Source organism: Rubrivivax sp. A210 (genome assembly GCF_904426505.1).
Taxonomy (GTDB): Bacteria; Pseudomonadota; Gammaproteobacteria; order Burkholderiales; family Burkholderiaceae_C; genus Rubrivivax.
In genome coordinates, this window is record NZ_CAJGBN010000012.1 from 134,786 (window position 1) to 156,858 (window position 22,073).

The window sequence follows — 22,073 nt, forward strand, 5'->3', positions numbered from 1 at the left end:
GGCAAAGGCTTCCAGGGGCATGGCACGAAACATGATGCAGATGTGCGCATGTTGCGGCCCCCAGCCCCCCAGCCCCGCGCCATCGCTCAGCGTGGCCGACGCGGCTGTCGCGGCAGTTGGCCGTCATGCAGCGCACTGGCCACCAGCCAGGCCTCGGCGCCGGCCGCGGCTGCCTGGGCCAGGTCGGCCGCGCTGCGCACCCCACCCGCACCCACCAGCCTGGCCTGGGGCGCCAGCCGGCGCAGCGCGGCCATGGTCTCGAGATCGGGGCCGGCGCCCGAGCCCACGCGCTCCAACGTCATCACGATCACGCGCTGGGGCCAGAGTTCGGGCGCGTCCCAGCAACCGGCGGTGTCCAGGCGCTGGCCGTCGCGGCGGTCCAGCGAAAGCGCAGCGCGGTCGCGGCCCAGCGAGGTGGCGGCAAAGGCCTCTTCCAATGCCCGGCGGGAACGCAGCGATTCGCTGGCCAGCACCGGCACCACACGCGCCGCCTGCGGCCCCAGCGCGGCCAGCAGGGCCTGGGCGGCGGCGGCATCGGCAAAGCCTGCGTCCAGCCACAGCTCGGTATCCGGCAGGCCCGCCAGCAGCGCCTGCAAGGCCGCCTGCTGGGCCACACCGCCCATCAGCGCGTCGAGGTCGGCCACATACAGACGGCCGGCGTCACAGTGCTCGCAAAGAATGGTCGCCACTTCGAGGGGCTCACTGCTGCCGCACAACTGCGACACGACGGGCTTGTACGAGCGGCGGTCGCCGCGCACGGCACGCACCACCCGGCCTTGCAACAGGTCGATGACGGGGATGAGCTGGATGTCCTGGTGGGCCATGGGCCGTGACGGAACGGCAGCGCGTACTGCGCGACAAAACCAGTATCGCACCGGCACGGAGCCCCGACGTGCAGCGGCCTGAGGTCTACGGCTGGGACATCGGTGGCGCCCACGTCAAGGCCTGCCGGCTGCAGGGCGGCGTGGTTGTCGATGCCGTCGAATGGGCCTGCCCGTTGTGGCAGGGCGAGGCACATCTGGCGCGCGTTCTCGAAGCCGCCCGCAACCGCTGGCCGGGCTGGCGCGAGGCACGGCATGCGGTGACCATGACTGGCGAAATGGTCGACCTCTTCGAGCACCGCGAGGCCGGCGTGCAGCGCATCGCCGAACTGCTGGACCAGGGCCTCGACGCCGCCGCGCCGCTGCAGCTTTACGCCGCCGAGGCCGGCTGGTGTGCGCCCGAGCAAGTGGCACCGCACTGGGAGGCCATCGCCTCGGCCAACTGGCTGGCCACGGCCCACCACGCCGCGGCGGCGCTGGCGCCGGCGGCCGGCGTGCTGGTCGACATCGGCAGCACCACCACCGATCTCATTGCCTTCGGCGATGGGCGGGTGCTCAACACCGGCCGCAGCGACGCCGAGCGCCTGGCCAGCGGCGAACTCGCCTACCAGGGCGTGGTGCGCACGCCGCTGTGTGCGCTGGGTCCGCGCATCGCCTGGCGCGGGCGGCTGCTGAATGTGATGAACGAGTTCTTTGCGACCACCGCCGATGTCTACCGCCTGAGCGGCGAACTGGACCCGGCGCATGACCTGCATCCCGCCGCGGACAACGGCACCAAGGACGCCGCGGGCAGCCGCCGACGGCTGGCGCGCATGATCGGCCTCGATGCGCGCGAGGCCACGGCCGACGAGTGGCAGCTCTTCGCCCGCGCCTGGCGTGTACGCCAGACCGAGGAATTGCGCGGCCAGTTTGAACGCGTCGTCACCGAGCGCGGCCTGGGCGCCGGCGCCACCGTGGTCGCCGCCGGCTGTGGTGATTTCCTCGTGCCCGAGTTGCTGGCGCCCACCGCCCTCACCCGCTGCGTCGGCTACGCCAGCGCGGTGGCACGGCTGGCGCCCGACGGCGGCGCGCTGGCGCGCTGGACCCAGGTCTGTGCGCCTGCCGTGGCCGTGGCCAGCCTGCTGGATAGTGAGCAAGCCTGATGTGGGTGGTGAAGATAGGCGGAAGCCTCTGCGACGACCCGCTGCTGCCGCAGTGGCTGGACCTGCTGGCCACCCTGGGTGGTGGCCGCGTCACCGTGGTCAGCGGTGGCGCCGGCTTTGCCGACGAGGTGAGGCGCGCGCAGCGGCGCTGGCGCTTCGACGACCTCGCCGCCCACAACATGGCGGTGCTGGCGATGGTGCAGTTCGCCTACCTGATGCGCGCCCTCGAGCCGCAACTGCACGCAGCCGCCTGCGAGGCCGACATCCGCCGCGTGCTCAAGGCCGGACGCACCGCGCTGTGGGTGCCCTTCGAGCTGCAGCGCGACGCACCCGACGCCGACACCCACTGGGGCCACACCTCGGACAGCATCGCGCTGGACCTGGCCCGCCACCTGAATGCCGAGCGCCTGGTGCTGGTGAAGTCATGCCCCGTCGACCCGGCGGCCAGCCTCGATCAGCTGGGTGAACTGGGCATCGTCGACGCGCAGTTCGCGACGCGCTCGCGCCAGGCCGACTTTCCCATCGAGGTGCTGCCGCGCGAGAACCTCGAACGCATGCGCGGCCTTCTGCTGGGCACCGTCCACCCGCAAGGCGGTTGATCAGGCCGCAGCCGCGGGCCCGTGAAGGGCCGCGGACAGGTCGCTCAGACGCTGGCCATCGAGCGCCTCGCCGCGCCCGCCCACGCAGACGGCTGAGCGAAAGCCGGCGAAATCGGGCGCCAACGCACGCAGCACCGGCAGATGCGGCAGCCGCAACGCACCGGCCAGGCCGGCCAGCTTGCCGCAAGCACGCACCGCGGCCAGAAAGCGCTGCAGTTCGGCCTCGGCCATCACGTCGAAGAGGCTGCCGGCGAGCTTGTCGGCCGTGTCGACCATCAGCGCCGGAAAGCCGGCGGCACAGGCCTGGTCGACGCGCTCGAAGTCGAGCCCGCGGTCGGCGATGAAGACCGGCACCACGGCGTGCGGGCATGTGGCCAGGGCTTGGATCAGCGCGGCGGCAGCCGGCGCGCGCTCGACGCCGACCTTGACGTAGTCGACGCCGCAGGCCGCAACCGCATCCACCCGGGCCAGGATGGCCGCCAGGTCATGCGCCGGCAGATCGCCGATGGTGGCGCTCACCGGCAACCGGCTGCCCTGGCCGCGCAGCGGCAACTCGCTGCCTTCGCCGCGCAACGCCGCCACCACCGCGGCGATGGTCGCCACCGGCAGCCCGCCCAGGGCGCCGTCGCGCGGCTCCTTGAGGTCGATGAAATCGGCGCCGCCGCCGGCGGCCAGCAAGGCCTCGGCCACCGTGCGCACGCTCACCAGCATCTTCATCGTCACAATGGCTGTCCTTGGTGGCGGTTCACGGCCTCGCGCAACCAGGCCCAGGCCTCGTGCTCGGCGGCGCCCGCCGTCTTGTCGATGGCGGTCTGCAGATAGGCCATCTCGGTGGCCACCTTGTCCGGTGGCAGCATGCGCAGCCGGCTGACCAGGATGGCGCCCTCCAACACCGCGGCCTGGGCACGGTTCAAGCCTATGAAGGGCGCATGGCTGGCCTCGTGGATGCGCGCCATCTCCAGCACCGGGCGCTGGTCGTCGTCGGCGCGCTCCCTCAGCTCCAGCTCGACATGGCCCAGCGCTGCCTGCAGGCGCATGCCGGCAATGCGTTCGGCCGGCAGCAGCGGCCAGCTGCGGCGCCCGGTGACGCAGCCGGCGAAGATGCGTGCGTCGGTGATCAGGTTGAGCACGGCGCAGCCCGTGGCGACGATGTTGTCCAGCGTGGTCGAGGGCTTGAAGGGCATCAGCACCACGCGCTCGCCGCGGTAGCGCACGCCCATGGGCGCCAGATGCGGCTGGCCGGCGGGCGAGACCGTGGTGACCACGGCCTCGAATATCTGGTCATTCATCGGCGAGCTTCTTTTCGGCAGCCGGCGCAGGGCCGGCCGCAGCGGAACGGGTGGTGCCCGGCGCGCACCAGGCCGCCAAGTCTTGCGCGGCGCGCGGATCGGCGCAGCCCCAGTCCAGCGGCTGGTCTTGCACATAGCGCTTGCCCAGGCGCCAGGCGATCTCGGCGTGGGCCAGCTCCACGCCCATGTAGAAGGCGTGGCCGGCGTCGTGTTCCAGCCCCAGCCGCGGCCACAGCTCGAAGGCGCCCTGGCCCAGGCGCAGGCCGTCGCGGTTGTAGACGTGCAGGCCCTGGGCCGAGACCTGGACGCGGAAGTTCGGGTCGCGCACCTGGGCTGCGGTCTCGGTAATCTCTTCGGGCGTGTCGGGAAAGGGGTGGCGGGCGTGTACCGTCGCCAGCTGGCTGCTCAGGCCCTTGGGCAACACCTGCTGGCGCTGGGCCGCATGCATGATGCGGCGCGCCCAATCGGCCTCGCGCACCGCCCGCCGCGCGTGCGGGCTGACCTGGGTGGTGAGCACGGCGCTCACGCCCAGCTCGGCGCAGATGCCGAACAGCAGTGCATTGATGCCGCTGGTGTCGGCCTCGGTCAGCTCGGTGAGATTGCCCACGCCCATCATGATGGCCAGCTCGGGGAACAGCTCGCGCAGGCGCTGGTAGCGCACGATGGAGGCGGTGAAGCCGAAGGGAATGGGGTCGAGGATGGCGTCGGCCAGGAAGGGCCGGCCACGCCTGAGCAGGGCCTCCACCGCCTTGTGCAGCGAGGCCTCGTCGTCTGGCGTGCGGCCTATCAGCACTGGCGTGGCCGCCACCTCGTCGGCCAGCCACAGCGTGTCGGGCGTCAGGCTCAGCAGGTAGTCGGCGCCGGCGCGGCCGCCGCGCAGCAGCTCGCCGCTGTCCATCGAATCGACGCTGACCTTCAGGCCCAGGGCCTTGAGCGCCTGCACCGCCTCGGCCAGGTGGCCGAAGGGCGTGTCGGGCAGGCAGCCGAGGTCGATCACGTCGGCGCCCTCGGCCACGAAAAGCCGGGCGCGGTCGACGATGGCTTCCACCGTGAGCCGGGGCGCGTCGACGATTTCGGCAAAGATCGTCACCGCGTGCTCGTTCAGCATCGCGGGCTGGGCGGCGCGCTTGAAGAACTGCGGCAAGTCCTTCAGTTCCTCGGGCCCGCGCTCCACCGGCAGGCCGTAGTGCTGCGACAGCGCCGCGAGATCGCCGCGGCAGCGGCCCGGCACGATGATGCGGTCGGCCTGCACCGGCGGCGCGACGCGGCGGCGTATCAGGTCGGCCGTCATCAGCGCCGCCACCTGCACGCCGATCTCGCGCGCCTCCCAGGTGAAGGGCGGTGGCTGCAGGCCGGCTAGCACGCGCTCCAGGCTGGGCAGCGCCAGCCGGCCGGTCAGGAAGACGATGTGTTCCATGACAGGCCCAGCGCATTCAGGCGGGCGTCGAGCGCGGCCTCGAGTTCGTCGCAGGAGCAGACGACCTGGCAGAAATCGATCTCGCGCAGGCGGTCCACATTGGCCAGTTCGATGCGCCGCGGCCTCAGCGTGACCCAGTCGTGGGGCGACTTGGTCACCACCACCGGCTCGGTGTCGCAGGCGAACACGATGCCCGGGATGCCCAGCTTGCCCGCCTGGGCGAACATATTGGTCGGCAGCGAATCGCTGATGCCGAAGGCGCACTTGGCCACCGTGTTGCTGGTGGCCGGTGCCACCACCACCGTGTGGTAATCGCCGCCATAGAGCGTGCCCACCGGCACGCCGCTGGCCGTCTTGTCGCGAAAGATGCGAAAGCGCGGCCGCAGCGATTCGAGGCTGAGCTTGTAGATCTCGAGGACTTCCTCGCCGGCAGCCGACAGGAAGAGGTCGACATCGGGCAGCCGGGCCGCCAGGGCCAGGGCTTCGTCGAGAAAGTGGCCCGATCCCGTGACGCACCAGGCAAAGCGCGGTGCGTCGCTGCGGCCTGCGCCTTCACTCGGGATGGGAGACCTCGATGTGCAGCTTGTGGAGCTTGCGGTACAGCGTATTGCGGCTGACGTCGAGCGCCTTGGCGACGTTGCTCACGTTCCAGCGGTACTGCTCGAGCATCTTGACCAGCACCGTGCGCTCGTTGGCCTGGATGGGGTTGAGGCGCAGCTCGGGCGCGGCCTCGGCCTGGCCTTCGGGCTCGGGATCGAACTTCACCGGCGTTGCCGGCGCACGCGCCGGCGCGGCCGAAGGCCCCAGCGAAGGAAAGTGGGCGCAACTGATGGTGGCGCCGTCGGCCAGCGCCGCCGCGTTGCGCAGCACATGCTTGAGCTGGCGCAGGTTGCCGGGCCAGGGATGGGCCATCAGCGCCTGCTCGGCCTCGGGGCTGAGCACGGCATCGGCGCCGCCCTCGGAGGCCAGCATCGCGCGGATGACCTCGCGGCGGTCGCTGCGCTCGCGCAATGGCGGCAGCTGCAGCTCGATGCCGGCGAGGCGGAAGTAGAGGTCTTCGCGGAAGCGGCCCTGCTCCACCAGCGTCGGCAGGTGCTGGTGGCTGGCGCTGATGAGCTGGAAGTCGACGTTGTGCGTTTCCTCGGTGCCCAGTGGCGTGACCTGGCGCTCGTCGAGCACGCGCAGCAGGCGCGCCTGCAACTCCAGCGGCATGTCGGCGATCTCGTCGAGAAAGAGCGTGCCGCCATCGGCCTGCAGGATCTTGCCGCGCCGGCCCACGCGCTGTGCGCCGGTGAAGGCCCCGGCGCGGTAGCCGAAGAGCTCGGACTCGATCAGCGCCTCGGGCAGGCTGGCGCAATTGACAGCGATGAAGTTGCCCGCCGCATTGGGGCTGGCATGGTGGACGGCGCGAGCGAAGACCTCCTTGCCCGAGCCGGTCTCGCCGCACAGCAGCACCGGCGACTGGCGCGCGATGAGCCGGCGCGCCGTCTCGAGGTGGGAGACCAGGCGCGGATCCTTGAACGTGCCCTCGGTGGCCGGGGCGCGCAGCGGCGCCGGCCGTGCGCGGGCCGGGCCGGAGGACGCACCGGGCGCCGTCGTCGCGATCTGCACCGCCGGCGCCGATTCGGAGGCCGGGCGCCGCGCCACCGCAAAGAAGCGCAGCGCCGCATTGGCGCGGTAGGTCACGACCGGGTGGTAGGACGACGAGGTGCTGCGCTGCAGCATGTCGGGCAGCGAGGTCTGGAACAGGTCTTCGATGCGGCGCGAGCGGATGTCGGCCATCGAGGTGAGGCCGAGCTGGAACAGCGCGCTGCGGTTGGCAGCCAGGATGCGGCCGTCCTCGGCCACTGCCAGCTTGCCCTCGTGCAGGGTGTAGACAAATTCCGGCCGGCTGTGGAAGTGCAGCGGATGGGCGTTGCGGAACTGCTTGTCGATGAGGCGGTTCTCGATCATGCGCGCCGTCATGCCCAGCAGCACCAGCAGATGCTGCTGCATCAGGCTGGAATGGCTGGTGACGTCGAGCACGCCGGTGATCTCTCCCGCGGGGTCGTAGATGGGCACGGCCGAGCAGGTAAGGCGGGTGAGCCGGCTGAAGAAATGGTCTTCGCGCCGTATCGACACCGGGGCGCCGGCGGCCAGGCAGGTGCCCATGCCATTGGTGCCGGCCTCGTTTTCGCCCCATACGCCGCCGCAGCGCAGGCCCAGCGTCGCGGCCTCGGCCGCGAAATCGGGCGCCGCCACCATGTGCAGGATGACACCGTCGGTGTCGGTCAGCACCACGGCCGAATCGGTGTCGGCGAGTTGCTGGTACAGCGTGGTCATCTCGTAGCGCGCGCACTCGATGACGTCGGCGCGGCGCGCGCAACGCGTCTCGAGCGCCACGCGCTCGATGACCGAGGGCTCGCCCGGCTGGTCGGGGTGGAGCTTGTAGTCATTGAGGCAGCGCCGCCAGGAGCGCGCGACGACATCGCTGTCGGGCTCGATCAGGCCGTGGCGCACGACGTCCAGAATGCGGTCGGCGTGTTGCTCGCCGCCACGCAGCATCACGGCCATGAGACCTCCAGGGCCTGGGACTCGTTCGAGGGGATGTGTTGCACTGCGGGATTCTCGTCCATGACCCGGCCCGCCGCACCCGGTGAAATTCCGGGGTGTCCGCGCCAGCGGACAGGCAAGCTTACAAAGCGCCGCGCTCCTGTCACACTCCGGCGCGCAACTTGCAACCGCGGGCCGGACGGCGTGCCTCGCCCCACACCCTACAGCCCCCACCCCAGGAATTTGGACAGCACATGGTCAGCAGGCCTCTCACGGACCCCAACCCCACGACAGCGGCGCTGGACTGGATCTTCATCGAGGGCCTGCGCGCCCAGACGGTGATCGGCATTCACGATTCAGAACTGCACCGGCCGCAGCCGCTGGTAATAGACCTGCACGCTGGCGTGGCCCGCTCGCGCGCCTGCGACAGCGACCGCATCGCCGACACCATCGACTACTCGGTGGTACGCGAACGCCTGCTGCGCCTGCTGGCCGAGCACAAGCTGCAGTTGCTCGAGGCCCTGGCGGAGACGATGGCCGACATCCTGATCGAGGAATTCGGCGCCGCCTGCGTGCGCGTGAAGGTGGTCAAGCCGAAGAAGTTCGACGACCTGGAGGCGGTGGGGGTGCAGATCGAGCGGCATGCCGCGCCGCGCCCGCCGCTGGCGGGACGCGGCGCGACGGTGCTGCAGTTGCTGGCCAGCGGCATGGTGCCCGGCCAGTCCTGAAACGCAAGCGGGCCGCGCCCCGGGGGGCGGCGGCCCGCAAGCCTTGCCCGCGCCGCCAGCGGCCACGGGCAGGCAGCCGGCGCTCAGTTCGCGGCGAACGGGTGGGCCGCGGAGCCCTTCTTGGCCACGACTTCGGCGGCGGTCGGCGAGCCGGTGACGGCGCGCTTGATCGACTCGCGGACGGCCTGGTAGTTGTAGTCCTGGATCTTCTTGTCATCGGCGGCCAGCCAATGGATGAAGACGCCGACGCAGATGAAGAGGTTGTCGGCCTCGTCGGCCGGGATGGTGCCATCTTCCACCGAGTCGGCAACGGCCATCGCCACCGCGCGCTGGGCCGGGCCGAACATCTGCACCGCCTGCTTGGCACCCTTGATCGTGACCTTGTTGAACATCACGGTCGCGGGCTTGGTGAGCAGGTTGGGCGCCACCACCGCCAGCAGCGAGGTGAAACCGTCCTTGTTGTTGGTCAGCGCGTTCGCGAAGGCGCTTTCCGCCGGCGAGCCACGCGGGCCGATGATGAGGTCGATGTGGGCAACCTCGTTGCCGTCGCCGACCAGCGACTCGCCGACCATCATGCGATCAATCTTTGCCATATTCGCTTATCTCCTAAGGAAGGTGATCTTGTGTCCGTCACAACGCCGGCCAAGAGACCGACGTGTAGGCGGAGATATCACTTTCCGTGCCATTGCAGGCGCGGTGGCGCCTAGGGAGAACCCGCTAGGCCTCGCAGCAGCAGGCCGGTGACCGTCAGATCGGCCGTGGTGCCAGGGTTGACCCCGCGCCGCTTGAGGTCGGCGTCCCAGGCCAGGAAGTCGGCATCGGCATCGAGGGCGACGCCGTCCCCCAGTGCCAGGCACCAGGCCTGCGCAGAGCGCATGACATTCTGTGCCACCGCCAGGCCGTGCTTCCTAACAATGTGTGAATCCGGATCGCGGCTCAGCAGACGAAGGTACAGGCTCTGCACCGCGCCCACGGTGGCCGCATCACACGCCATGCCGACGGGTGCCTCGCCCGGCATCCATCCACGCGGCAGGACCGTCTCCAGCAGCTCGAAAAGGGCGCCATAGCCGTCGCGGTAGTGGCGCGCGATGAGGTCGCGCTCGGCCGCCAGCGCCATCGCCGCGCGCAGGTCCAGGCTGGGCGGTTCGTTCACGTCCTGGCTGCGGGCCCGGCCCAGGCCGCCTGGCTTGGCCTGGGCGATGCCGCGGTAGGCGGCCCGTGCGTCGGCCACCGTCAGCCCGGCCAGCACAGCCGCTATGGCCTCGCGCAAGGTCGCCGCCGTCGCATGGCCGGGCAGGCGCTCGGCCGCCAGCGCCACGGGTGCGGCCAGCAGCACGATGCCCAGGTTGGTGTTGCAGCCGGCCGCGGCCCAGCTGGCGGCCACCGCAGCCTCGATGCGCGCGCCCACGCCCTGCCCCGGCTTGAACAGCGGCCCGGCCGCGGCCTCGGCGCTGGCCAGGAACTGGCCCGCCTCCATGCCATGGCCGGACGCGGCCCAGCAGACATTGCCGGGCTTGCGCACCGCCACGTCCAGTGCGCAGGCGCGCACAAAGGCCTCGCGGGCCACGGCCTTCATGCAAACCTCATGCGCAGTGTTCGGCGCGCATGCGCGCCAGCTTGCGGTCCAGCAGGTCGTCGACCAGGGCCTGGGCGATGTTGAAACCGCACACCCGCTGCAGGCCTTGCCAGGCGGCGACGCCGTTGACCTCGATGACCTGGATACCGGCCGCAGCAGGCATCAGATCCACGCCCGCATAGTCCAGCCCCAAGGCCGCCGCCGCGCGCTCGGCCAGTTCGGCCAGGGCCGGCGTGACCTCGGCCGCCAGCGGGCGCGCGCCCTGGGCCAGGTTGTGTACCCAGTGCTCGCTGACGCGCCGCATCGCGGTGACGGCGCGCCCGCCCACTACCAGCACGCGCCAGTCGAAGCCGGGTGACTGCAGGGGCGGCACATAGCGCTGCAGATAGGCCACGCCGCCGTAGTTCCCAGTTTCAGCGCCGTCCAGCGCCGGCAGCGGCTTGAAGACGCCGTCGACCTGGCCCACGAGCTGCAGGCCCTTGCCCTGGGAGCCGAACATGGGCTTGAGCACCAGGGCGCGCCCCTGCGCCGCCTCGCGCATCACCAGGCGCCGCGCCTGCGCCGGCGATTCGCTGACCCAGGTGACCGGCGACGGAATGCCACCGGCGCGCAGCAGCAGGCTGGTCATGGCCTTGTCGACGCTGCGCTCGATGGCGCGGGCGTCGTTGTAGACCGGCACGCCCAGCTCGCGCAGCGCGTGCAGCACGCCCAGGCGCTTGGTGATCTGCTCCAGCGTGCCGCCGGCGATGCCGCGCACCAGGGCCGCCGCCGGCAGCTCGCGGCCGAAGCCGGGGATGACCAGGCCGTGCCAATGGGCGCCGGTGTCGACATGGCAGTCGGCCAGGTCGATGCAGCGCCCGCTGACGCCGCGTCGGCGCAGCGCCGCCTGCAGCTGGCGCGTGTGCCAGCCGGTCTCGTCGGCAAAGATCGCGACCTTCATGCGGCCATCAGGCTTCCTGCAGCCACAGGCCCTGCAGCAGGCCCATGTCCAGCGCGCCGGCGTGCCAGGTATTGCCGCTGTCGAGGTTGCTCACCCAGACCTCGGCCGGCGCGAACAGCGCCGGGTCTATCTTGTAGAAGTCGTAGCCGGCGCCGCTGAAGATTTCGGCGAAGGAGCGCCCGTAGTCGCTGGAATTGCGCGAAGGCAGGCGGCGCGCCAGATCGCGCGCCGCGGCGTCGTCGCCGCGCACGGCCAACTGGACGCGGCCACCGTAGAGGATGGCGTCGTTGGTGCGACCCATCGCGGTGACGCCATCAGGGCTGGGCGCCGGCAGCGGCGCCGTGGCCGTGCCGCCGACGATGTGGGCGAGCGCAAAGCCCAGTTCATGCGCCTTGTGCAGCGCCACCTCGAGCACGCGCCCGACCACCTGGGTCGTGCCGGCCAGGCTGGAGGTGGGCGTGACGATGAGGGTCAGCCGGGCCGGCTCCAGGCCGCAGTCGCGCAGGATCTTGTCGACGATGACCGTCGGCGGCAGGCGGTCGACCTCGAGCACGAGCACGCCGTCCGCCGCCGCGTCGCGGTAGGCCAGCTCGCCGAACAGCGTCTCTTTCGCAGCCAGCGCGCGAGCCGGGCCCGAGCCGAGCGAGAAGAACTTCTTGCCGCCGGTCTCTTCCTTGCTGGCCGCCAGGCTCCAGCCGGCGTACTGGCTGCCCAGGCAGGCCAGCACCGGCTGGGCGCTGCGCACCTCGATCCAGGTCGGCCACAGGCCGGCGGCGGCGCCGATCTGGCCGGCGCTGCGCAGGCCCACCTGGCCCAGGCCGCCCATGCAGATCTCGGCGATCAGCACACCGGCCTGCACGCTGCCGCGCGCCGCGATGCCGGCGTCGACGACGGTGACGCCGCGTTCATCGAGTTGCACGGCGATGCCCAGCGGCCCGGCCTCGGCCAGCAGGCGTTGGACCAGGGGCCGCGCCAGGGTGTTGACACTCAACAGGCTCATGTACAGGTCTCCAGGGATTTGAGCAGGGCCTCGCGGCTCTCGTGCAGGCGGGCCAGCACCTCGGCGGCATTGCTGCCGCGGGCGCCGACGCTGCACAGGGGTTGATCGACTTCGAAACGCTGACCGGCGCAGGGCAGATCGTGGACCTCGGGCCAGTCTTGCAGCCAGTGCGCCGCCTCGGCGTCCAGGCGCAGCGGCCGATTGGCGAACACGATCTCGTTGCCGTACACGCCGGCAGCTGCCGCTGCCGAGGCCGGCGGCTTGGGCAGTTCACCCTGCAGGCAGGCGCGGACATGGGCGCGCATGGGCCGCCAGTCGGCGTACAGATCCATGCTGGCAGGCGGGCGCGGGTTGACCTCGAGCACCGCCAGCCTATCGCCGTCGAGCATGAAGTCCAGGCTGGCGAGGCCGCGCAGGCCGTAGGCGGCGGCCAGCGTGTCGACGATGTGCTGCAGGTGCTGCGCGACGACGGCATCCAGCGCCAGCGGCCCGACGATGCCGCTATAGACGTGGGGTCGGCCGGCTATGCGGCGCGCGATCTGGCGGTTGAAGCCCAGCAGTACCGCGGCCTGCCCGTTGGCGACGAAGGTGGCCGACATGGCCAGCCCAGGCACTGCACGCTGCCAGTAATGGTGGGGTGGCAGCGGCTCGCGCACCAGGCTCTTGGTCGCCTCGCGCACATGCCAGCCACCGCAGCCATGGCCATCCTTGAGCAGCCAGCCGGCGGGCTCGGGCGGCGGCACCAGCGCGATCTCGGGATGCACTATGCCGTGGGCGTCGAGCCCGGCAAAGAAGGCCGGAGCGTCGCGCAGCCGCGCCACCGCGTCGGGCGCGCTGCCCAGCAGCGGCAGCAGCGCCGCACCCCGCGCCAGCAGTGCCGGCCGGCCTTCGAAGCCGCTGCCCGCGACCCAACCCTCGACCTCGCCCTGGCGCGCCAGCAAGGCCAGGGCTTCGAGCGTACGCGCCTCGTCGATCTGCAGGCCCATGCCGCTGCCTATGCCCATCCAGCGCGAGGCGGCGGCGCAGGTGTCGACATCGCCGAAGAGGTCGAGCGCGACGACTTCAAAGCCGTCGCGCGCCGCCGCCTCGGCCATCCAGCGCGCCGTGAGGCCGGCCACGGCGATGGCGCCCATGGAATGGCGGGCTCAGCCGGCGGCCAGCACTTCGCGCGCCATCGCAAAGGCCTCGGCGAAGGACAGCAGCTGCGGCTTCTCGGCCTGGATCATGCGCAGCAGCAGGCGGTGCTGGGTCTGGTACTTGACATTGCCCACGGCCAGTGCGCCTATGCCCAGGGCCTGGGTGCCGGCCACCGGCTTGCCGTCGTCCATCACGCCGACGCCGGCAATGCCCTCGGGCGGCACGGCATTGATGTCGGCCGCCACCGCGAGGCGATTGGCATGGCCCAGGTCTTCGGCGCTCAGCACCTGCACGCCGGCAGCGGCGCAGGCCAGCACGATCTCGGTGTCGGCGATGGAGGCGCGCACGGCGGCGCGGTCGGCGCCCGAGGCGCCATGCAGCGTGACGCCGAAGCGCCGGCCGGTGGCCTGCGCCGCCTGCTCGGCGGCGTCGGCGCCGGCACGGCTGGACAGGAACACCTCGGCGCCGGCCTGGGCCGCCAGCACGCCGGCGATGCGACCCACCGGCCCGGTGCCGCCCAGCACGACCACGCGCTTTCCCTGCAGGCCGGCGCCGCTGGCGCGTTTCAGCGCCGCCTCGACGCAGGCCACCATGGCCGCGGCCGTGGTGTAGGCGCCGCTGGGGTCGGCCATGGCCGAGACGACGAAGGGCTTGACCATGGAAGCGCGGCAGCGTTCCAGCATGTCGGCCGCCAGCAGCGCGTCGCGCCCGCCGACGAAGATGCCGGTGCGCGCCACGCCCTTGGGGCCGCGCGAGAAGATCGCATCCTGGGTCAGCGCCGCCACGCCGTCGAGGGCGAGGTCGCAGTAGGGCACGATGATCTGGTAGCCGGCGTCGGCCGCCATGTTGACGTCGAAGGGGCTGGCCTGCCGCGTGGGCGAAAACATGTGCAGGATGTAGGGACGTTCCATGGAACCTCGCAGGTCGAAAGAGGAATCGGGATTCAGCGCAGACTGAGGCGGGCGCCCCGGTTGCGGCCTCGCACCAGCTGCAGCTGCAGCGAGGCCGGCACCAGGCCGGCGGCGCGCGCCACGTCGACGGCGGACTGGGCCGCGGCCAGGCTGGGCAGGACGGCAAAGCCGGTCGGGCCCCAGGAGCTCTGGCCCGTGGCCGCGCCTTGGGGCGAGGCCACGGCCAGGGCCTGGACCAGGCGGCCGACAGCGGCGCTGGTATAGGCCGAGCCGCCCTGGGCCGGGGCGAAGTGCTCGCCGACGATCTGCTGCACGCGGCTCACACCGGCGGCGAAGGCGGCGAAGTCAACGCTGGCCGCGCCGGGCAGCACGCGCATCAGCACCTGGTGGCAGATCTCGGCGGCGCGCTCCTGCGGCAAGGGGTCCAGGCGGGCAATGGCCTGCTTCTCGCGGCTGCCGGAAAGGCCCCGCATCGACGTGTCCTGCACCACGGCCACGCACCAGGCCGGCGGAAAGGCCAGGCGCGACAGCAACGGCGCCGGCGTGCCGTCGGCGCCCGGCCCGCCGTCGAGCAGCAGGCCGCCATGGTCGAAGCCGGCGATGCCCACGCCCGAGCGCAGGCCGCGGCCCAGCCAGGCGGCCAGGGTCTTGCTGTCGACCTCCAGCCCCTGCCAGTGCGCGAAGGCGCGGCCTATGGCCAGGGCCAGCTGGGTGCCCGAGCCGAAGCCGGCATGGGCCGGCAGCACCTGGCGCAGGCGCAGTTGCAGCGGCTGGCGGCGGCCTGTGTGCTGGCGCAGGCGTTCGATGTGGGCGCGCGCCCGCTCGACCTCGGCCTGGGCCTCGGGCGTGTCGGCCAACACGGCATCAACCGGCGCCGCGGCGATCTCGACCACGGTCTCGTAGCCTTCGATGGTCAGGCCCAGGCTGCCGAAGGGCCGGCCCAGCGTGCCTGCCGGATCGAGAAAGCCGAGATGCAGGCGCGCCGGGGCCTGCAACGTCACGGCGCCGGCGTCGGAGGCCAGTGCGTCGTGCGCAGGAAGATCGTCGGCGAGGCTGAGCATGCAGTGCGAGGGCGGGCGCGGGGTGAGCGCACTGGGAAGCAAGCATTGTTCCGCACCCGCTGCACCCCCATCACCGGGGACCGATCACCCAGGACGGCAGCCCGCCGCGCCGTCCGCAGGACACAGTGTCCCAATCGCCCAGGCTTACTCAGTCGTACTTCAGGTACTTGAAGCGCGGGTCGTCGGGCGTGCCTTCCAGCGCCGCGCCCGCCTCGGCGCCGGGCCGCCACATCACCACCTCCTCGATCTTGCGCGCGAGTTCGAAATCCTTGTCGGTGACGCCCTTGGCCGCGTGGTTGCTGAGCTTGACGACGACGAAGGCGTAGGAGACGTTGAGATCGGGGTGGTGCCAGGCCGCCTCGGCCAGGTGGCCGACCGTGTTGACGACCATCAGCGTGGCCTTCCAGCCGCTGGTCTTGTACTTGCGGCGTATCCAGCCGTCTTCCAGGTACCAATGCGGCAACTCGTCCTTGAGCCTGGCCTCGATGTCCTCCGCGCTGTAGACCGTGTCTGCCGTGGGCTTGCGCCATTTCGCCATCTCGCTCTCCTGCTGATCTCGCCACATGAAGCCGGGGACAATGCCACATGCACGCCAGCTACAGCCGCCCCGGCCCGCAAAGGCCATGAAGCGCCCTCTCCTGATGGGCATCGTCAACGTCACGCCCGATTCCTTCTCGGGCGACGGCCAGCTGGGCGAGGCCGCCGTGGCCGCGGCGCGGCGCCTGGTCGAGGCCGGCGTGGACATCCTGGACCTCGGCGCCGAATCAACCCGCCCCAACGGCGTCGCGCTGGCGCCCGACGAAGAATGGCAGCGGCTCGCGCCGGTGCTGGCCGCGCTGGCGGGGCAGGCCTGGCACGGCCGCGTACACCTGAGCGTGGACACCCGTCACGCCGGCACCGCCGCGCGGGCGCTCAACGCCGGCGTCGACATCATCAATGACGTGAGCGGCCTGGCCGACCCGGAGCTGCGCGAGGTGCTGGCCGCGCAGCGCTGCGATGTCGTCGTGATGCACGCGCTGTCGGTGCCGGTCGACCCGGCCCTGACGCTGCCGCCGGACTGCGATGTCGTCGCCGAAATCCTGGCCTGGAAGGCCGCGGTCACGCAGACGGCGCAGGAGGCCGGCATCGCTGCCGAACGCCTGGTCTACGACCCGGGCCTGGGCTTCGGCAAGACGGCACGGCAGTCGCTGGAGCTGATCCTGTCTGCCGAGCGCCTGGTGGCCAGCGGTGGTCGCTGGCTGGTGGGCCATTCGCGCAAGTCTTTCCTGAAGCTCTTCACTTCCGAGCCGCCGGCGCGGCGCGACGAGTTGACGCTGGCCTTCTCGGCCGCCCTCGCCCACGCCGGCGTGCAGTTGCTGCGCGTCCACGAGGTGGCCCGCCACAAGGCCTTGCTCGACGAACTGAGCCGCTGACCACCCGAAGGCGGGGGGGCCGGCCTCCCTCTTCGCCTCGCCCCTCGGTGTGGGGGCCGCACGGAGCCCGGCTGCCGATAATGGCTGCCATGATTCGACTCTTCGTCGGCCTGGGCAACCCGGGCGCTGATTACGAGGCCACGCGCCACAACGCCGGCTTCTGGTGGGTGGACGCGCTGGCCGACAAGCTGGGCGCCCGCCTGGTGCCCGAACGCAGCTGGCAGGCCTTGGCCGCACGCGTCAACCGCGCCGGCGCCGAGCCGGTGTGGCTGCTCCAGCCCATGACTTTCATGAACCGCTCGGGCTTCTCGGTGGCGGCGCTCGCGCGCTTCTTCAAGATCGAGCCGGCGCAGATCCTGGTCGTACACGACGAGCTCGACCTGCTGCCGGGCCAGGCCAAGCTCAAGTTCGGCGGCAGCGCCGCCGGCCACAACGGCCTGAAAGACATCCACGGCCAGCTCGGCACGCAGGATTTCTGGCGGCTGCGCCTGGGCATAGGCCATCCCGGCATCAAGGCCGAGGTCGTCAACTACGTGCTCAAGCGTCCTTCGCCCGACCACCGCGAGGCCATCGCGAAAGCCATCGAGCAATCGCTGGGCGCCAGTGATCGCCTGCTGGCCGGCGAGATGGAAAAGGCCCTGGCCCTGGTCCACGCCCAGCCGCCGCGGCCCAAGCCGCCGCGCCGGCCCGATCCGGCCGCGCCCTCGTCGGGTGCCCCGCCCTCCCCGTCCACCCCGCCCGGAGACAAACCATGAAGCGCATCGCCCTTGCCGCCGCAACACTGGCCGTGACACTGGCCGCCGGCGGCGCGCTGGCGCAGACAGTCTGGCGCTGCGGCGCCGAAGGCCGCAGTTACAGCGACACGCCCTGCCCCGGCGGCCAGGCGCTGGCCCTGGCCGATGACAGCCGCAGCCCCGAGCAGATGGCGGCGGCGCGCGAAGTGGCGGCGCGCGAGAAGCGCCTGGCCGAGCGCATGGTGGCGGAGCGCGAGCATCGCGAACGCCTGCTCGAACGCGAGCACAGGCTGGCTGCCGTGGCCGCGGCACGGGCGCAGCGGGTTGCTGCGATCAAAGCCGCCAAGGCCGCCGTCAAGCCTGGGGCGCCGGCGCCGAAGGCGCAAAAGCCTGCGCCTGCAGACGATGGAACTTGGCGAGCAGTTGCGCCGGCGTCTCGACGTGATCGGGGTTGACCGGGATGCAGCTCACCGGGCACAGCTGTACGCACTGCGGGGTGTCGAAATGGCCCACGCATTCGGTGCAGCGCCCGGGGTCGATCTCGTAGATTTCGGCGCCCATGCTGATGGCGTCGTTCGGGCACTCCGGCTCGCAGACATCGCAATTGATGCACTCGTCGGTGATCCAGAGGGCCATGGAAATCAGGCCTCCGCAGGCGCCTGGGTCAGCCGTTCCTTGAGGCGCCGCAGCACGGTGGGCGCGACGAACTTCGAGACATCGCCACCCAGGGTGGCGATTTCGCGCACAAAGGTGCCGCTGACGAACTGGAACTGGTCCGACGGCGTCATGAACACGGTCTCGACATCGGGCATCAGCTGGCGGTTCATGCCCGCCATCTGGAACTCGTATTCGAAGTCACTGACGGCGCGCAGGCCACGCACCACGACCTTGCCACCGGCTTCGACGACGAAATCGCGCAGCAGGCCGCGAAACGGCGTGACCTCGACATTGCCATAGGGCACGGCGATCTCGCGGGCGATTTCCAGCCGCTCGGCAATGGTGAACATGGTGCGCTTGTGGTGGCCGGCGGCGACGGCCAGGATGAGGCGGTCGAACAGGCGCGAGGCGCGGCGCATCAGGTCTTCGTGGCCCAGGGTCATGGGGTCGAAGGTGCCGGGGTAGATGGCGGTGAGCGGGGCGCGGTGGTTCATTCACTCTCCTGCAGGGCTATCCGGCGCGGCCGCAGTGTAGTCCCGCGCTCAAACCCGCCGCCACAGCGTGGCATGCACGGCGCCGGCGCGCAGCTGTCGCCAGGGCTCCAGGCCCGGCAGGCTTTCGGGCGGTGGCGCGCCGGTTTCCAGGTAGACGAAGCCGCCCTCGGCCACCAACGGCGCGGCCAGCGCCGCGGCCGGCAGGGCCAGCTCGGCATCGAAGGGCGGATCCAGCAGCACCAGCTCCCAGCGCGCCGGCGTCGCCGCGGCCATCCAGCCCATGGCGTCGGTGCGCTGCACGCGCAGCGTGGCGGCACCCAGGCGCTGCCGGCTGGCCTCCAGGCTGGCCACGAGCGCGGCATCGCGCTCGAGCAGCAGCACTTCGGCCGCGCCGCGCGAGGCGGCCTCGAAGCCCAGCGCGCCACTGCCGGCAAAGGCATCGAGCACGCGCCAGCCGGTCAGATCCTGGCCCAGCCAGTTGAACAGCGTCTCGCGCACGCGGTCGGGCGTGGGCCGCAGGCCGGGGCGGTCGGCCACCGGCAGCTTGCTGCGCTTCCACTGGCCGCCGATCAGGCGCACCTCGCGCGGCAGCACATTGGGCGGCCGTGGCGGCCGCGGCTTGCCGCCGGGCCAGGTCTCGCGCGGCTTGGTCAAAGCCGCACCGCGATGCCGGCCTCGGCCATCAGCGCCTTGGCCTGGCCCACCGTGTATTCGCCGTAGTGGAAGATGCTGGCCGCCAGCACCGCGTCGGCACCGCCGATGCGGATGCCGTCGGCCAGGTGCTGCAGCGTGCCGACGCCGCCCGAGGCGATCACCGGCACCGGCACGGCGTCGGCAACGGCGCGCGTGAGGGCGAGGTCGAAGCCGGCCTTGGTGCCGTCGCGGTCCATGCTGGTGAGCAGGATCTCGCCCGCACCCAGCTCGGCCATGCGCGTGGCCCAGGCCACGGCGTCGAGCCCGGTGTTCTTGCGCCCGCCGTGGGTGTAGACATCCCAGCCGCCACCCGGCCGCGCCTTGGCGTCGATGGCAACCACGATGCACTGGGCGCCGTATTTGTCGGAGGCATCGCGGATGAGCCGGGGCTCGGCCACCGCAGCCGAGTTGAAGCTCACCTTGTCGGCCCCGGCATTGAGCAGGCGCCGCACGTCGGCCACGCTGCGCACGCCGCCGCCCACGGTGAGCGGGATGAAGACCTGCGAGGCCACGGCCTCGATGATGGGCAGGATGAGGTCGCGGCCGTCGCTGGTGGCGGTGATGTCGAGAAAGGTCAGCTCGTCGGCGCCCTGCTCGTTGTAGCGGGCGGCGATCTCCACCGGGTCGCCGGCATCGCGCAATTCGACGAAGTTGACGCCCTTGACGACGCGGCCGCCGGTGACATCCAGACAGGGAATGATGCGTTTGGCGAGCATGGTGGGCCGGATCGGGAGGAACCCAGATTATCCCTGCCCCTACAACGAAGGTCCGTCCCGGGGAATACGCGGACGCCGCCTTGCGTAAGCCGGGGCTGAGGGACGCCCATTTCCCCCTCGAGGAGCCGAAGAATGCGATTCAACCGATCACTCTTGACCGCTGCTGCCCTGCTTGCGCTGGCGGCGCCGGCCGTCGCGCATATCTCGATCTACGAGGCGCCGTTGCTGGGCAGCAGCGAGGTGCCCGCGGCGGCCACGCTGGGCTCGGGCTTCGGCCGCGTCACCATCGATTTCGACCTCGTCACGATGCGGGTCGAGGCCACGTTCGCCGGGCTGACCGGCAACACCACGAACTCGCACATCCATTGCTGCATTGCGCCGGGCGCCAATGTCCGCGTGGCGACGCAACTGCCCACCTTCACCGGCTTTCCTTCTGGCGTGAAGGCCGGCAGCTTCGACGGCACCTTCAACATGTCGCTGGCCAGCAGCTACAACCCCGACTTCATCACCGCCAACGGCGGCACCGTGGGCTCGGCCTTCAATGCGCTGGTCGCCGGCCTGGACGCCGGCCGCGCCTACCTGAACGTACACACGACCAGCTTCGGCGGCGGCGAGATCCGCGGCCTGCTGGTGCCGGTGCCTGAGCCCGAAACCTATGCGCTGATGCTGGCCGGACTGGCCGCCGTGGGCGCGCTGGCTCGGCGCCGCAAGGCCGGCTGATGCCGGCAGCGGGCGGCCACCACGCCGCCCGCGCGGCCGACTAGACCTTCAGCGCGTCGGCGCGCGCCTGCGCGGCGGCAAAGTCAAGGTCGCCGTTGTAGATGCTGCGGCCGCAGATCACGCCCTCGACGCCCTCGAACTCGACGGCGCAGAGCTTCTCGATGTCGGCCAGGCCCGCCAATCCGCCCGATGCAATGACCGGGATGGACAAAGCCTGCGCCAGCTTGACTGTGGCCTCGATGTTGATGCCGGTGAGCATGCCGTCGCGGCCGATGTCGGTGTAGATCACGCCCTCGACGCCGTAGTCCTCGAACTTCTTCGCCAGATCGACCACCTCGTGGCCGGTGAGCTTGCTCCAGCCATCGGTGGCGACGCGGCCGTCCTTGGCGTCCAGGCCGACGATGATGTGGCCGCCGAAGGCCGTGCAGGCATCTTTCAGGAAACCCGGGCTCTTGACCGCGGCAGTGCCGATGATGACGTAGCTCAGGCCGTCGTCGAGGTAGCGCTCGATGGTGTCGAGATCGCGGATGCCGCCGCCCAGCTGCACCGGGATCTCGTCGCCGACCTCGCGCAGGATGGCCTTGACCGCGGCCTCGTTGATGGGGCGGCCGGCGAAAGCGCCATTGAGGTCGACCAGGTGCAGGCGGCGTGCGCCCGCATCCAGCCAGCGGCGCGCCATGGCCGCAGGGTCTTCGCCGAAGGTGGTGGAGGCTTGCATGTCACCTTGTTGCAGGCGTACGCATTTGCCGTCCTTGAGATCGATGGCCGGTATCAGCAGCATGGCTCGGGCTGAGCTTGGTGGGGGTGGGGTGGAAGACGAAGAGGCGGCGGCAGCCGTAGGGCGGTGGGGCTAGGGCTTCCAGTGCAGGAAGTTGCGGTACAGGGCCAAGCCGTGCGCGGCGCTCTTCTCGGGGTGGAACTGCGTGGCAAAAATGTTATCCCGAGCCAGCGCGCAGGTAAAGCTCGCACCGTAGTCGGAGACGCCGGCCGTATCCCGGTCGTCGGCCGGGCAGGCATGGTAGCTGTGTACGAAGTAGAACCAGCTGCCATCGGGCACGCCGCTCCACAGTGCGTGAGGCCGCTGCTCGACGCGGTTCCAGCCCATCTGCGGCACCTTGTAGCGGCTGCCATCGGGCTGCAGCCGGCCCTCCAGCCGGAAACGCCGCACCTGGCCGGGGATCAGCGAGAGGCCCGGTGTGTCCTGCTCCTCACTGTGATCCAGCAGCATCTGCATGCCCACGCACACGCCCATCAGCGGCTTGTGGGCGGCCGCGTGAAGCACGGCCTCCTGCAGGCCGGAGTCGCGCAACTCGCGCATGCAGTCGCGCATCGCGCCCTGCCCCGGCAGCACGATGCGCTCGGCGGCGTAGACCTCGTCCGGCCGCTGGGTCACGATGACCTCGACGCCGCTGCCGGCGGCCACATGCATCACCGCCTGCGAGACCGAGCGCAGATTGCCCATGCCGTAATCGACGACCGCGACGGTGCCCATGG

27 protein-coding genes are annotated in these 22,073 nt (G+C 71.1%); 7 read left to right on the forward strand and 20 right to left on the reverse strand.

The genetic code is table 11. The features are described from left to right. Positions 1–86: 86 nt before the first annotated feature. Positions 87–824: a HisA/HisF-related TIM barrel protein gene (locus JMV16_RS09320; protein WP_236580430.1), complete on the reverse strand. Its 738-nt coding sequence runs from the start codon at positions 822–824 to the stop codon at positions 87–89. A 68-nt stretch (positions 825–892) separates the two neighbouring features. On the opposite strand from JMV16_RS09320, the gene JMV16_RS09325 reads away from it, so the two are divergent. Then, positions 893–1,963 carry a hydantoinase/oxoprolinase family protein gene (locus tag JMV16_RS09325; protein ID WP_201493974.1) on the forward strand — a complete coding sequence of 357 codons (1,071 nt, stop codon included), beginning with the start codon at positions 893–895 and terminating at the stop codon, positions 1,961–1,963. Further along, positions 1,963–2,562 (forward strand): aspartate kinase, encoded by a 600-nt coding sequence (locus JMV16_RS09330; protein ID WP_201493975.1) that lies wholly within the window; start codon positions 1,963–1,965, stop codon positions 2,560–2,562. The genes JMV16_RS09325 and JMV16_RS09330 overlap by 1 nt, the downstream gene beginning before the upstream one ends. Here the strand turns inward: JMV16_RS09330 and JMV16_RS09335 are convergent, their stop codons facing one another. Genes JMV16_RS09335 through JMV16_RS09355 form a run of 5 tightly spaced genes read right to left on the reverse strand, consistent with a single transcriptional unit; the run spans position 2,563 to position 7,821 of the window. Beyond that, on the reverse strand, positions 2,563–3,279 hold the full coding sequence (locus JMV16_RS09335; RefSeq protein ID WP_236580467.1) for a (5-formylfuran-3-yl)methyl phosphate synthase: 717 nt from the start codon (positions 3,277–3,279) through the stop codon (positions 2,563–2,565). Between the two features lie 2 nt (positions 3,280–3,281). Beyond that, on the reverse strand, positions 3,282–3,851 hold the full coding sequence (locus JMV16_RS09340) for a DUF447 domain-containing protein (protein WP_201493977.1): 570 nt from the start codon (positions 3,849–3,851) through the stop codon (positions 3,282–3,284). Continuing rightward, a complete protein-coding gene (locus JMV16_RS09345; protein WP_201493978.1) occupies positions 3,844–5,268 on the reverse strand; it encodes a DUF6513 domain-containing protein in 1,425 nt (474 codons plus the stop codon). The genes JMV16_RS09340 and JMV16_RS09345 overlap by 8 nt, the downstream gene beginning before the upstream one ends. Further along, positions 5,247–5,831, reverse strand: a complete 585-nt coding sequence (locus JMV16_RS09350; RefSeq protein ID WP_201494400.1) for a flavoprotein — start codon at positions 5,829–5,831, stop codon at positions 5,247–5,249. Before JMV16_RS09350 ends, JMV16_RS09345 begins: the two co-directional genes overlap by 22 nt. Further along, a complete protein-coding gene (locus JMV16_RS09355) occupies positions 5,821–7,821 on the reverse strand; it encodes a sigma-54-dependent Fis family transcriptional regulator (protein ID WP_201493979.1) in 2,001 nt (666 codons plus the stop codon). Before JMV16_RS09355 ends, JMV16_RS09350 begins: the two co-directional genes overlap by 11 nt. A 233-nt stretch (positions 7,822–8,054) precedes the next feature. Here JMV16_RS09355 and JMV16_RS09360 point away from each other — a divergent pair, with 233 nt between their 5' ends. Then, on the forward strand, positions 8,055–8,528 hold the full coding sequence (locus JMV16_RS09360; protein ID WP_201493980.1) for a dihydroneopterin aldolase: 474 nt from the start codon (positions 8,055–8,057) through the stop codon (positions 8,526–8,528). Between the two features lie 83 nt (positions 8,529–8,611). On the opposite strand, the gene fae is transcribed toward JMV16_RS09360, so the two are convergent. The 8 genes from fae to JMV16_RS09400 all read right to left on the reverse strand — a co-directional run bounded on the left by fae (position 8,612) and on the right by JMV16_RS09400 (position 15,691). Then, the gene (gene fae / locus JMV16_RS09365) at positions 8,612–9,121 is read right to left on the reverse strand and encodes a formaldehyde-activating enzyme (protein WP_201493981.1); all 510 of its coding nucleotides are present in this window, start codon (positions 9,119–9,121) and stop codon (positions 8,612–8,614) included. A gap of 110 nt (positions 9,122–9,231) precedes the next feature. Next, complete coding sequence (locus JMV16_RS09370) at positions 9,232–10,104, reverse strand: triphosphoribosyl-dephospho-CoA synthase (protein ID WP_201493982.1); 873 nt, start codon at positions 10,102–10,104, stop codon at positions 9,232–9,234. Between the two features lie 7 nt (positions 10,105–10,111). Next, on the reverse strand, positions 10,112–11,044 hold the full coding sequence (locus tag JMV16_RS09375; RefSeq protein ID WP_201493983.1) for a RimK family alpha-L-glutamate ligase: 933 nt from the start codon (positions 11,042–11,044) through the stop codon (positions 10,112–10,114). A 7-nt stretch (positions 11,045–11,051) separates the two neighbouring features. Continuing rightward, entirely contained in the window at positions 11,052–12,044 is a 993-nt protein-coding gene (gene mch, locus JMV16_RS09380) for a methenyltetrahydromethanopterin cyclohydrolase (RefSeq protein WP_201493984.1), read from the reverse strand. Further along, the gene (locus JMV16_RS09385; RefSeq protein WP_201493985.1) at positions 12,041–13,177 is read right to left on the reverse strand and encodes an ATP-grasp domain-containing protein; all 1,137 of its coding nucleotides are present in this window, start codon (positions 13,175–13,177) and stop codon (positions 12,041–12,043) included. The genes mch and JMV16_RS09385 overlap by 4 nt, the downstream gene beginning before the upstream one ends. A 12-nt stretch (positions 13,178–13,189) precedes the next feature. Continuing rightward, entirely contained in the window at positions 13,190–14,092 is a 903-nt protein-coding gene (locus JMV16_RS09390) for an NAD(P)-dependent methylenetetrahydromethanopterin dehydrogenase (RefSeq protein WP_201493986.1), read from the reverse strand. A 32-nt stretch (positions 14,093–14,124) separates the two neighbouring features. Beyond that, the gene (locus JMV16_RS09395; protein ID WP_201493987.1) at positions 14,125–15,153 is read right to left on the reverse strand and encodes a beta-ribofuranosylaminobenzene 5'-phosphate synthase family protein; all 1,029 of its coding nucleotides are present in this window, start codon (positions 15,151–15,153) and stop codon (positions 14,125–14,127) included. Positions 15,154–15,301: 148 nt separating this feature from the next. After that, positions 15,302–15,691 (reverse strand): 4a-hydroxytetrahydrobiopterin dehydratase, encoded by a 390-nt coding sequence (locus tag JMV16_RS09400; protein ID WP_201493988.1) that lies wholly within the window; start codon positions 15,689–15,691, stop codon positions 15,302–15,304. 85 nt (positions 15,692–15,776) lie between these two features. Here JMV16_RS09400 and folP point away from each other — a divergent pair, with 85 nt between their 5' ends. The 3 genes from folP (at position 15,777) to JMV16_RS09415 (ending at position 17,754) form a co-directional block, all read left to right on the forward strand. Next, positions 15,777–16,565: a dihydropteroate synthase gene (gene folP, locus JMV16_RS09405; RefSeq protein ID WP_201493989.1), complete on the forward strand. Its 789-nt coding sequence runs from the start codon at positions 15,777–15,779 to the stop codon at positions 16,563–16,565. Between the two features lie 89 nt (positions 16,566–16,654). Then, complete coding sequence (gene pth / locus JMV16_RS09410; protein WP_201493990.1) at positions 16,655–17,320, forward strand: aminoacyl-tRNA hydrolase; 666 nt, start codon at positions 16,655–16,657, stop codon at positions 17,318–17,320. Continuing rightward, complete coding sequence (locus JMV16_RS09415) at positions 17,317–17,754, forward strand: hypothetical protein (protein ID WP_201493991.1); 438 nt, start codon at positions 17,317–17,319, stop codon at positions 17,752–17,754. Before pth ends, JMV16_RS09415 begins: the two co-directional genes overlap by 4 nt. Here the strand turns inward: JMV16_RS09415 and JMV16_RS09420 are convergent. Genes JMV16_RS09420 through hisF form a run of 4 tightly spaced genes read right to left on the reverse strand, consistent with a single transcriptional unit; the run spans position 17,654 to position 19,859 of the window. Continuing rightward, positions 17,654–17,935, reverse strand: coding sequence for a YfhL family 4Fe-4S dicluster ferredoxin (locus tag JMV16_RS09420; RefSeq protein ID WP_201493992.1), 282 nt, complete (start codon positions 17,933–17,935; stop codon positions 17,654–17,656). The genes JMV16_RS09415 and JMV16_RS09420 overlap by 101 nt on opposite strands. A 5-nt stretch (positions 17,936–17,940) precedes the next feature. Continuing rightward, positions 17,941–18,450, reverse strand: a complete 510-nt coding sequence (gene coaD / locus JMV16_RS09425) for a pantetheine-phosphate adenylyltransferase (RefSeq protein ID WP_201493993.1) — start codon at positions 18,448–18,450, stop codon at positions 17,941–17,943. Positions 18,451–18,498: 48 nt separating this feature from the next. Further along, complete coding sequence (gene rsmD / locus JMV16_RS09430) at positions 18,499–19,104, reverse strand: 16S rRNA (guanine(966)-N(2))-methyltransferase RsmD (RefSeq protein WP_411565020.1); 606 nt, start codon at positions 19,102–19,104, stop codon at positions 18,499–18,501. Further along, positions 19,101–19,859, reverse strand: a complete 759-nt coding sequence (hisF, locus tag JMV16_RS09435) for an imidazole glycerol phosphate synthase subunit HisF (RefSeq protein WP_201493994.1) — start codon at positions 19,857–19,859, stop codon at positions 19,101–19,103. The genes rsmD and hisF overlap by 4 nt, the downstream gene beginning before the upstream one ends. 153 nt (positions 19,860–20,012) lie before the next feature. Between hisF and JMV16_RS24180 the strand changes: the two genes are divergently transcribed. After that, complete coding sequence (locus JMV16_RS24180) at positions 20,013–20,579, forward strand: CHRD domain-containing protein (protein WP_236580431.1); 567 nt, start codon at positions 20,013–20,015, stop codon at positions 20,577–20,579. A 40-nt stretch (positions 20,580–20,619) separates the two neighbouring features. Here JMV16_RS24180 and hisA read toward each other — a convergent pair whose 3' ends face one another. Further along, on the reverse strand, positions 20,620–21,360 hold the full coding sequence (gene hisA, locus JMV16_RS09445) for a 1-(5-phosphoribosyl)-5-[(5-phosphoribosylamino)methylideneamino]imidazole-4-carboxamide isomerase (RefSeq protein WP_201493995.1): 741 nt from the start codon (positions 21,358–21,360) through the stop codon (positions 20,620–20,622). A gap of 69 nt (positions 21,361–21,429) precedes the next feature. Next, positions 21,430–22,071: an imidazole glycerol phosphate synthase subunit HisH gene (hisH, locus tag JMV16_RS09450; RefSeq protein WP_201493996.1), complete on the reverse strand. Its 642-nt coding sequence runs from the start codon at positions 22,069–22,071 to the stop codon at positions 21,430–21,432. Between the last annotated feature and the right edge of the window lie 2 nt (positions 22,072–22,073).

Coding starts and splice junctions, on each gene's coding strand:
- JMV16_RS09395 (WP_201493987.1), bottom strand. CDS start 15,153: ATGCTCAGCCTCGCCGACGATCTTCCTGCGCACGACGCACTGGCCTCC.
- JMV16_RS09340 (WP_201493977.1), bottom strand. CDS start 3,851: ATGAATGACCAGATATTCGAGGCCGTGGTCACCACGGTCTCGCCCGCC.
- JMV16_RS09355 (WP_201493979.1), bottom strand. CDS start 7,821: ATGGCCGTGATGCTGCGTGGCGGCGAGCAACACGCCGACCGCATTCTG.
- JMV16_RS09345 (WP_201493978.1), bottom strand. CDS start 5,268: ATGGAACACATCGTCTTCCTGACCGGCCGGCTGGCGCTGCCCAGCCTG.
- JMV16_RS09375 (WP_201493983.1), bottom strand. CDS start 11,044: ATGAAGGTCGCGATCTTTGCCGACGAGACCGGCTGGCACACGCGCCAG.
- pth (WP_201493990.1), top strand. CDS start 16,655: ATGATTCGACTCTTCGTCGGCCTGGGCAACCCGGGCGCTGATTACGAG.
- JMV16_RS09420 (WP_201493992.1), bottom strand. CDS start 17,935: ATGGCCCTCTGGATCACCGACGAGTGCATCAATTGCGATGTCTGCGAG.
- JMV16_RS09370 (WP_201493982.1), bottom strand. CDS start 10,104: ATGAAGGCCGTGGCCCGCGAGGCCTTTGTGCGCGCCTGCGCACTGGAC.
- JMV16_RS09335 (WP_236580467.1), bottom strand. CDS start 3,279: ATGAAGATGCTGGTGAGCGTGCGCACGGTGGCCGAGGCCTTGCTGGCC.
- hisA (WP_201493995.1), bottom strand. CDS start 21,360: ATGCTGCTGATACCGGCCATCGATCTCAAGGACGGCAAATGCGTACGC.
- JMV16_RS09360 (WP_201493980.1), top strand. CDS start 8,055: ATGGTCAGCAGGCCTCTCACGGACCCCAACCCCACGACAGCGGCGCTG.
- hisF (WP_201493994.1), bottom strand. CDS start 19,859: ATGCTCGCCAAACGCATCATTCCCTGTCTGGATGTCACCGGCGGCCGC.
- mch (WP_201493984.1), bottom strand. CDS start 12,044: ATGAGCCTGTTGAGTGTCAACACCCTGGCGCGGCCCCTGGTCCAACGC.
- JMV16_RS09390 (WP_201493986.1), bottom strand. CDS start 14,092: ATGGAACGTCCCTACATCCTGCACATGTTTTCGCCCACGCGGCAGGCC.
- JMV16_RS09385 (WP_201493985.1), bottom strand. CDS start 13,177: ATGGGCGCCATCGCCGTGGCCGGCCTCACGGCGCGCTGGATGGCCGAG.
- JMV16_RS09415 (WP_201493991.1), top strand. CDS start 17,317: ATGAAGCGCATCGCCCTTGCCGCCGCAACACTGGCCGTGACACTGGCC.
- fae (WP_201493981.1), bottom strand. CDS start 9,121: ATGGCAAAGATTGATCGCATGATGGTCGGCGAGTCGCTGGTCGGCGAC.
- JMV16_RS09320 (WP_236580430.1), bottom strand. CDS start 824: ATGGCCCACCAGGACATCCAGCTCATCCCCGTCATCGACCTGTTGCAA.
- JMV16_RS09400 (WP_201493988.1), bottom strand. CDS start 15,691: ATGGCGAAATGGCGCAAGCCCACGGCAGACACGGTCTACAGCGCGGAG.
- JMV16_RS09330 (WP_201493975.1), top strand. CDS start 1,963: ATGTGGGTGGTGAAGATAGGCGGAAGCCTCTGCGACGACCCGCTGCTG.
- hisH (WP_201493996.1), bottom strand. CDS start 22,071: ATGGGCACCGTCGCGGTCGTCGATTACGGCATGGGCAATCTGCGCTCG.
- coaD (WP_201493993.1), bottom strand. CDS start 18,450: ATGAACCACCGCGCCCCGCTCACCGCCATCTACCCCGGCACCTTCGAC.
- folP (WP_201493989.1), top strand. CDS start 15,777: ATGAAGCGCCCTCTCCTGATGGGCATCGTCAACGTCACGCCCGATTCC.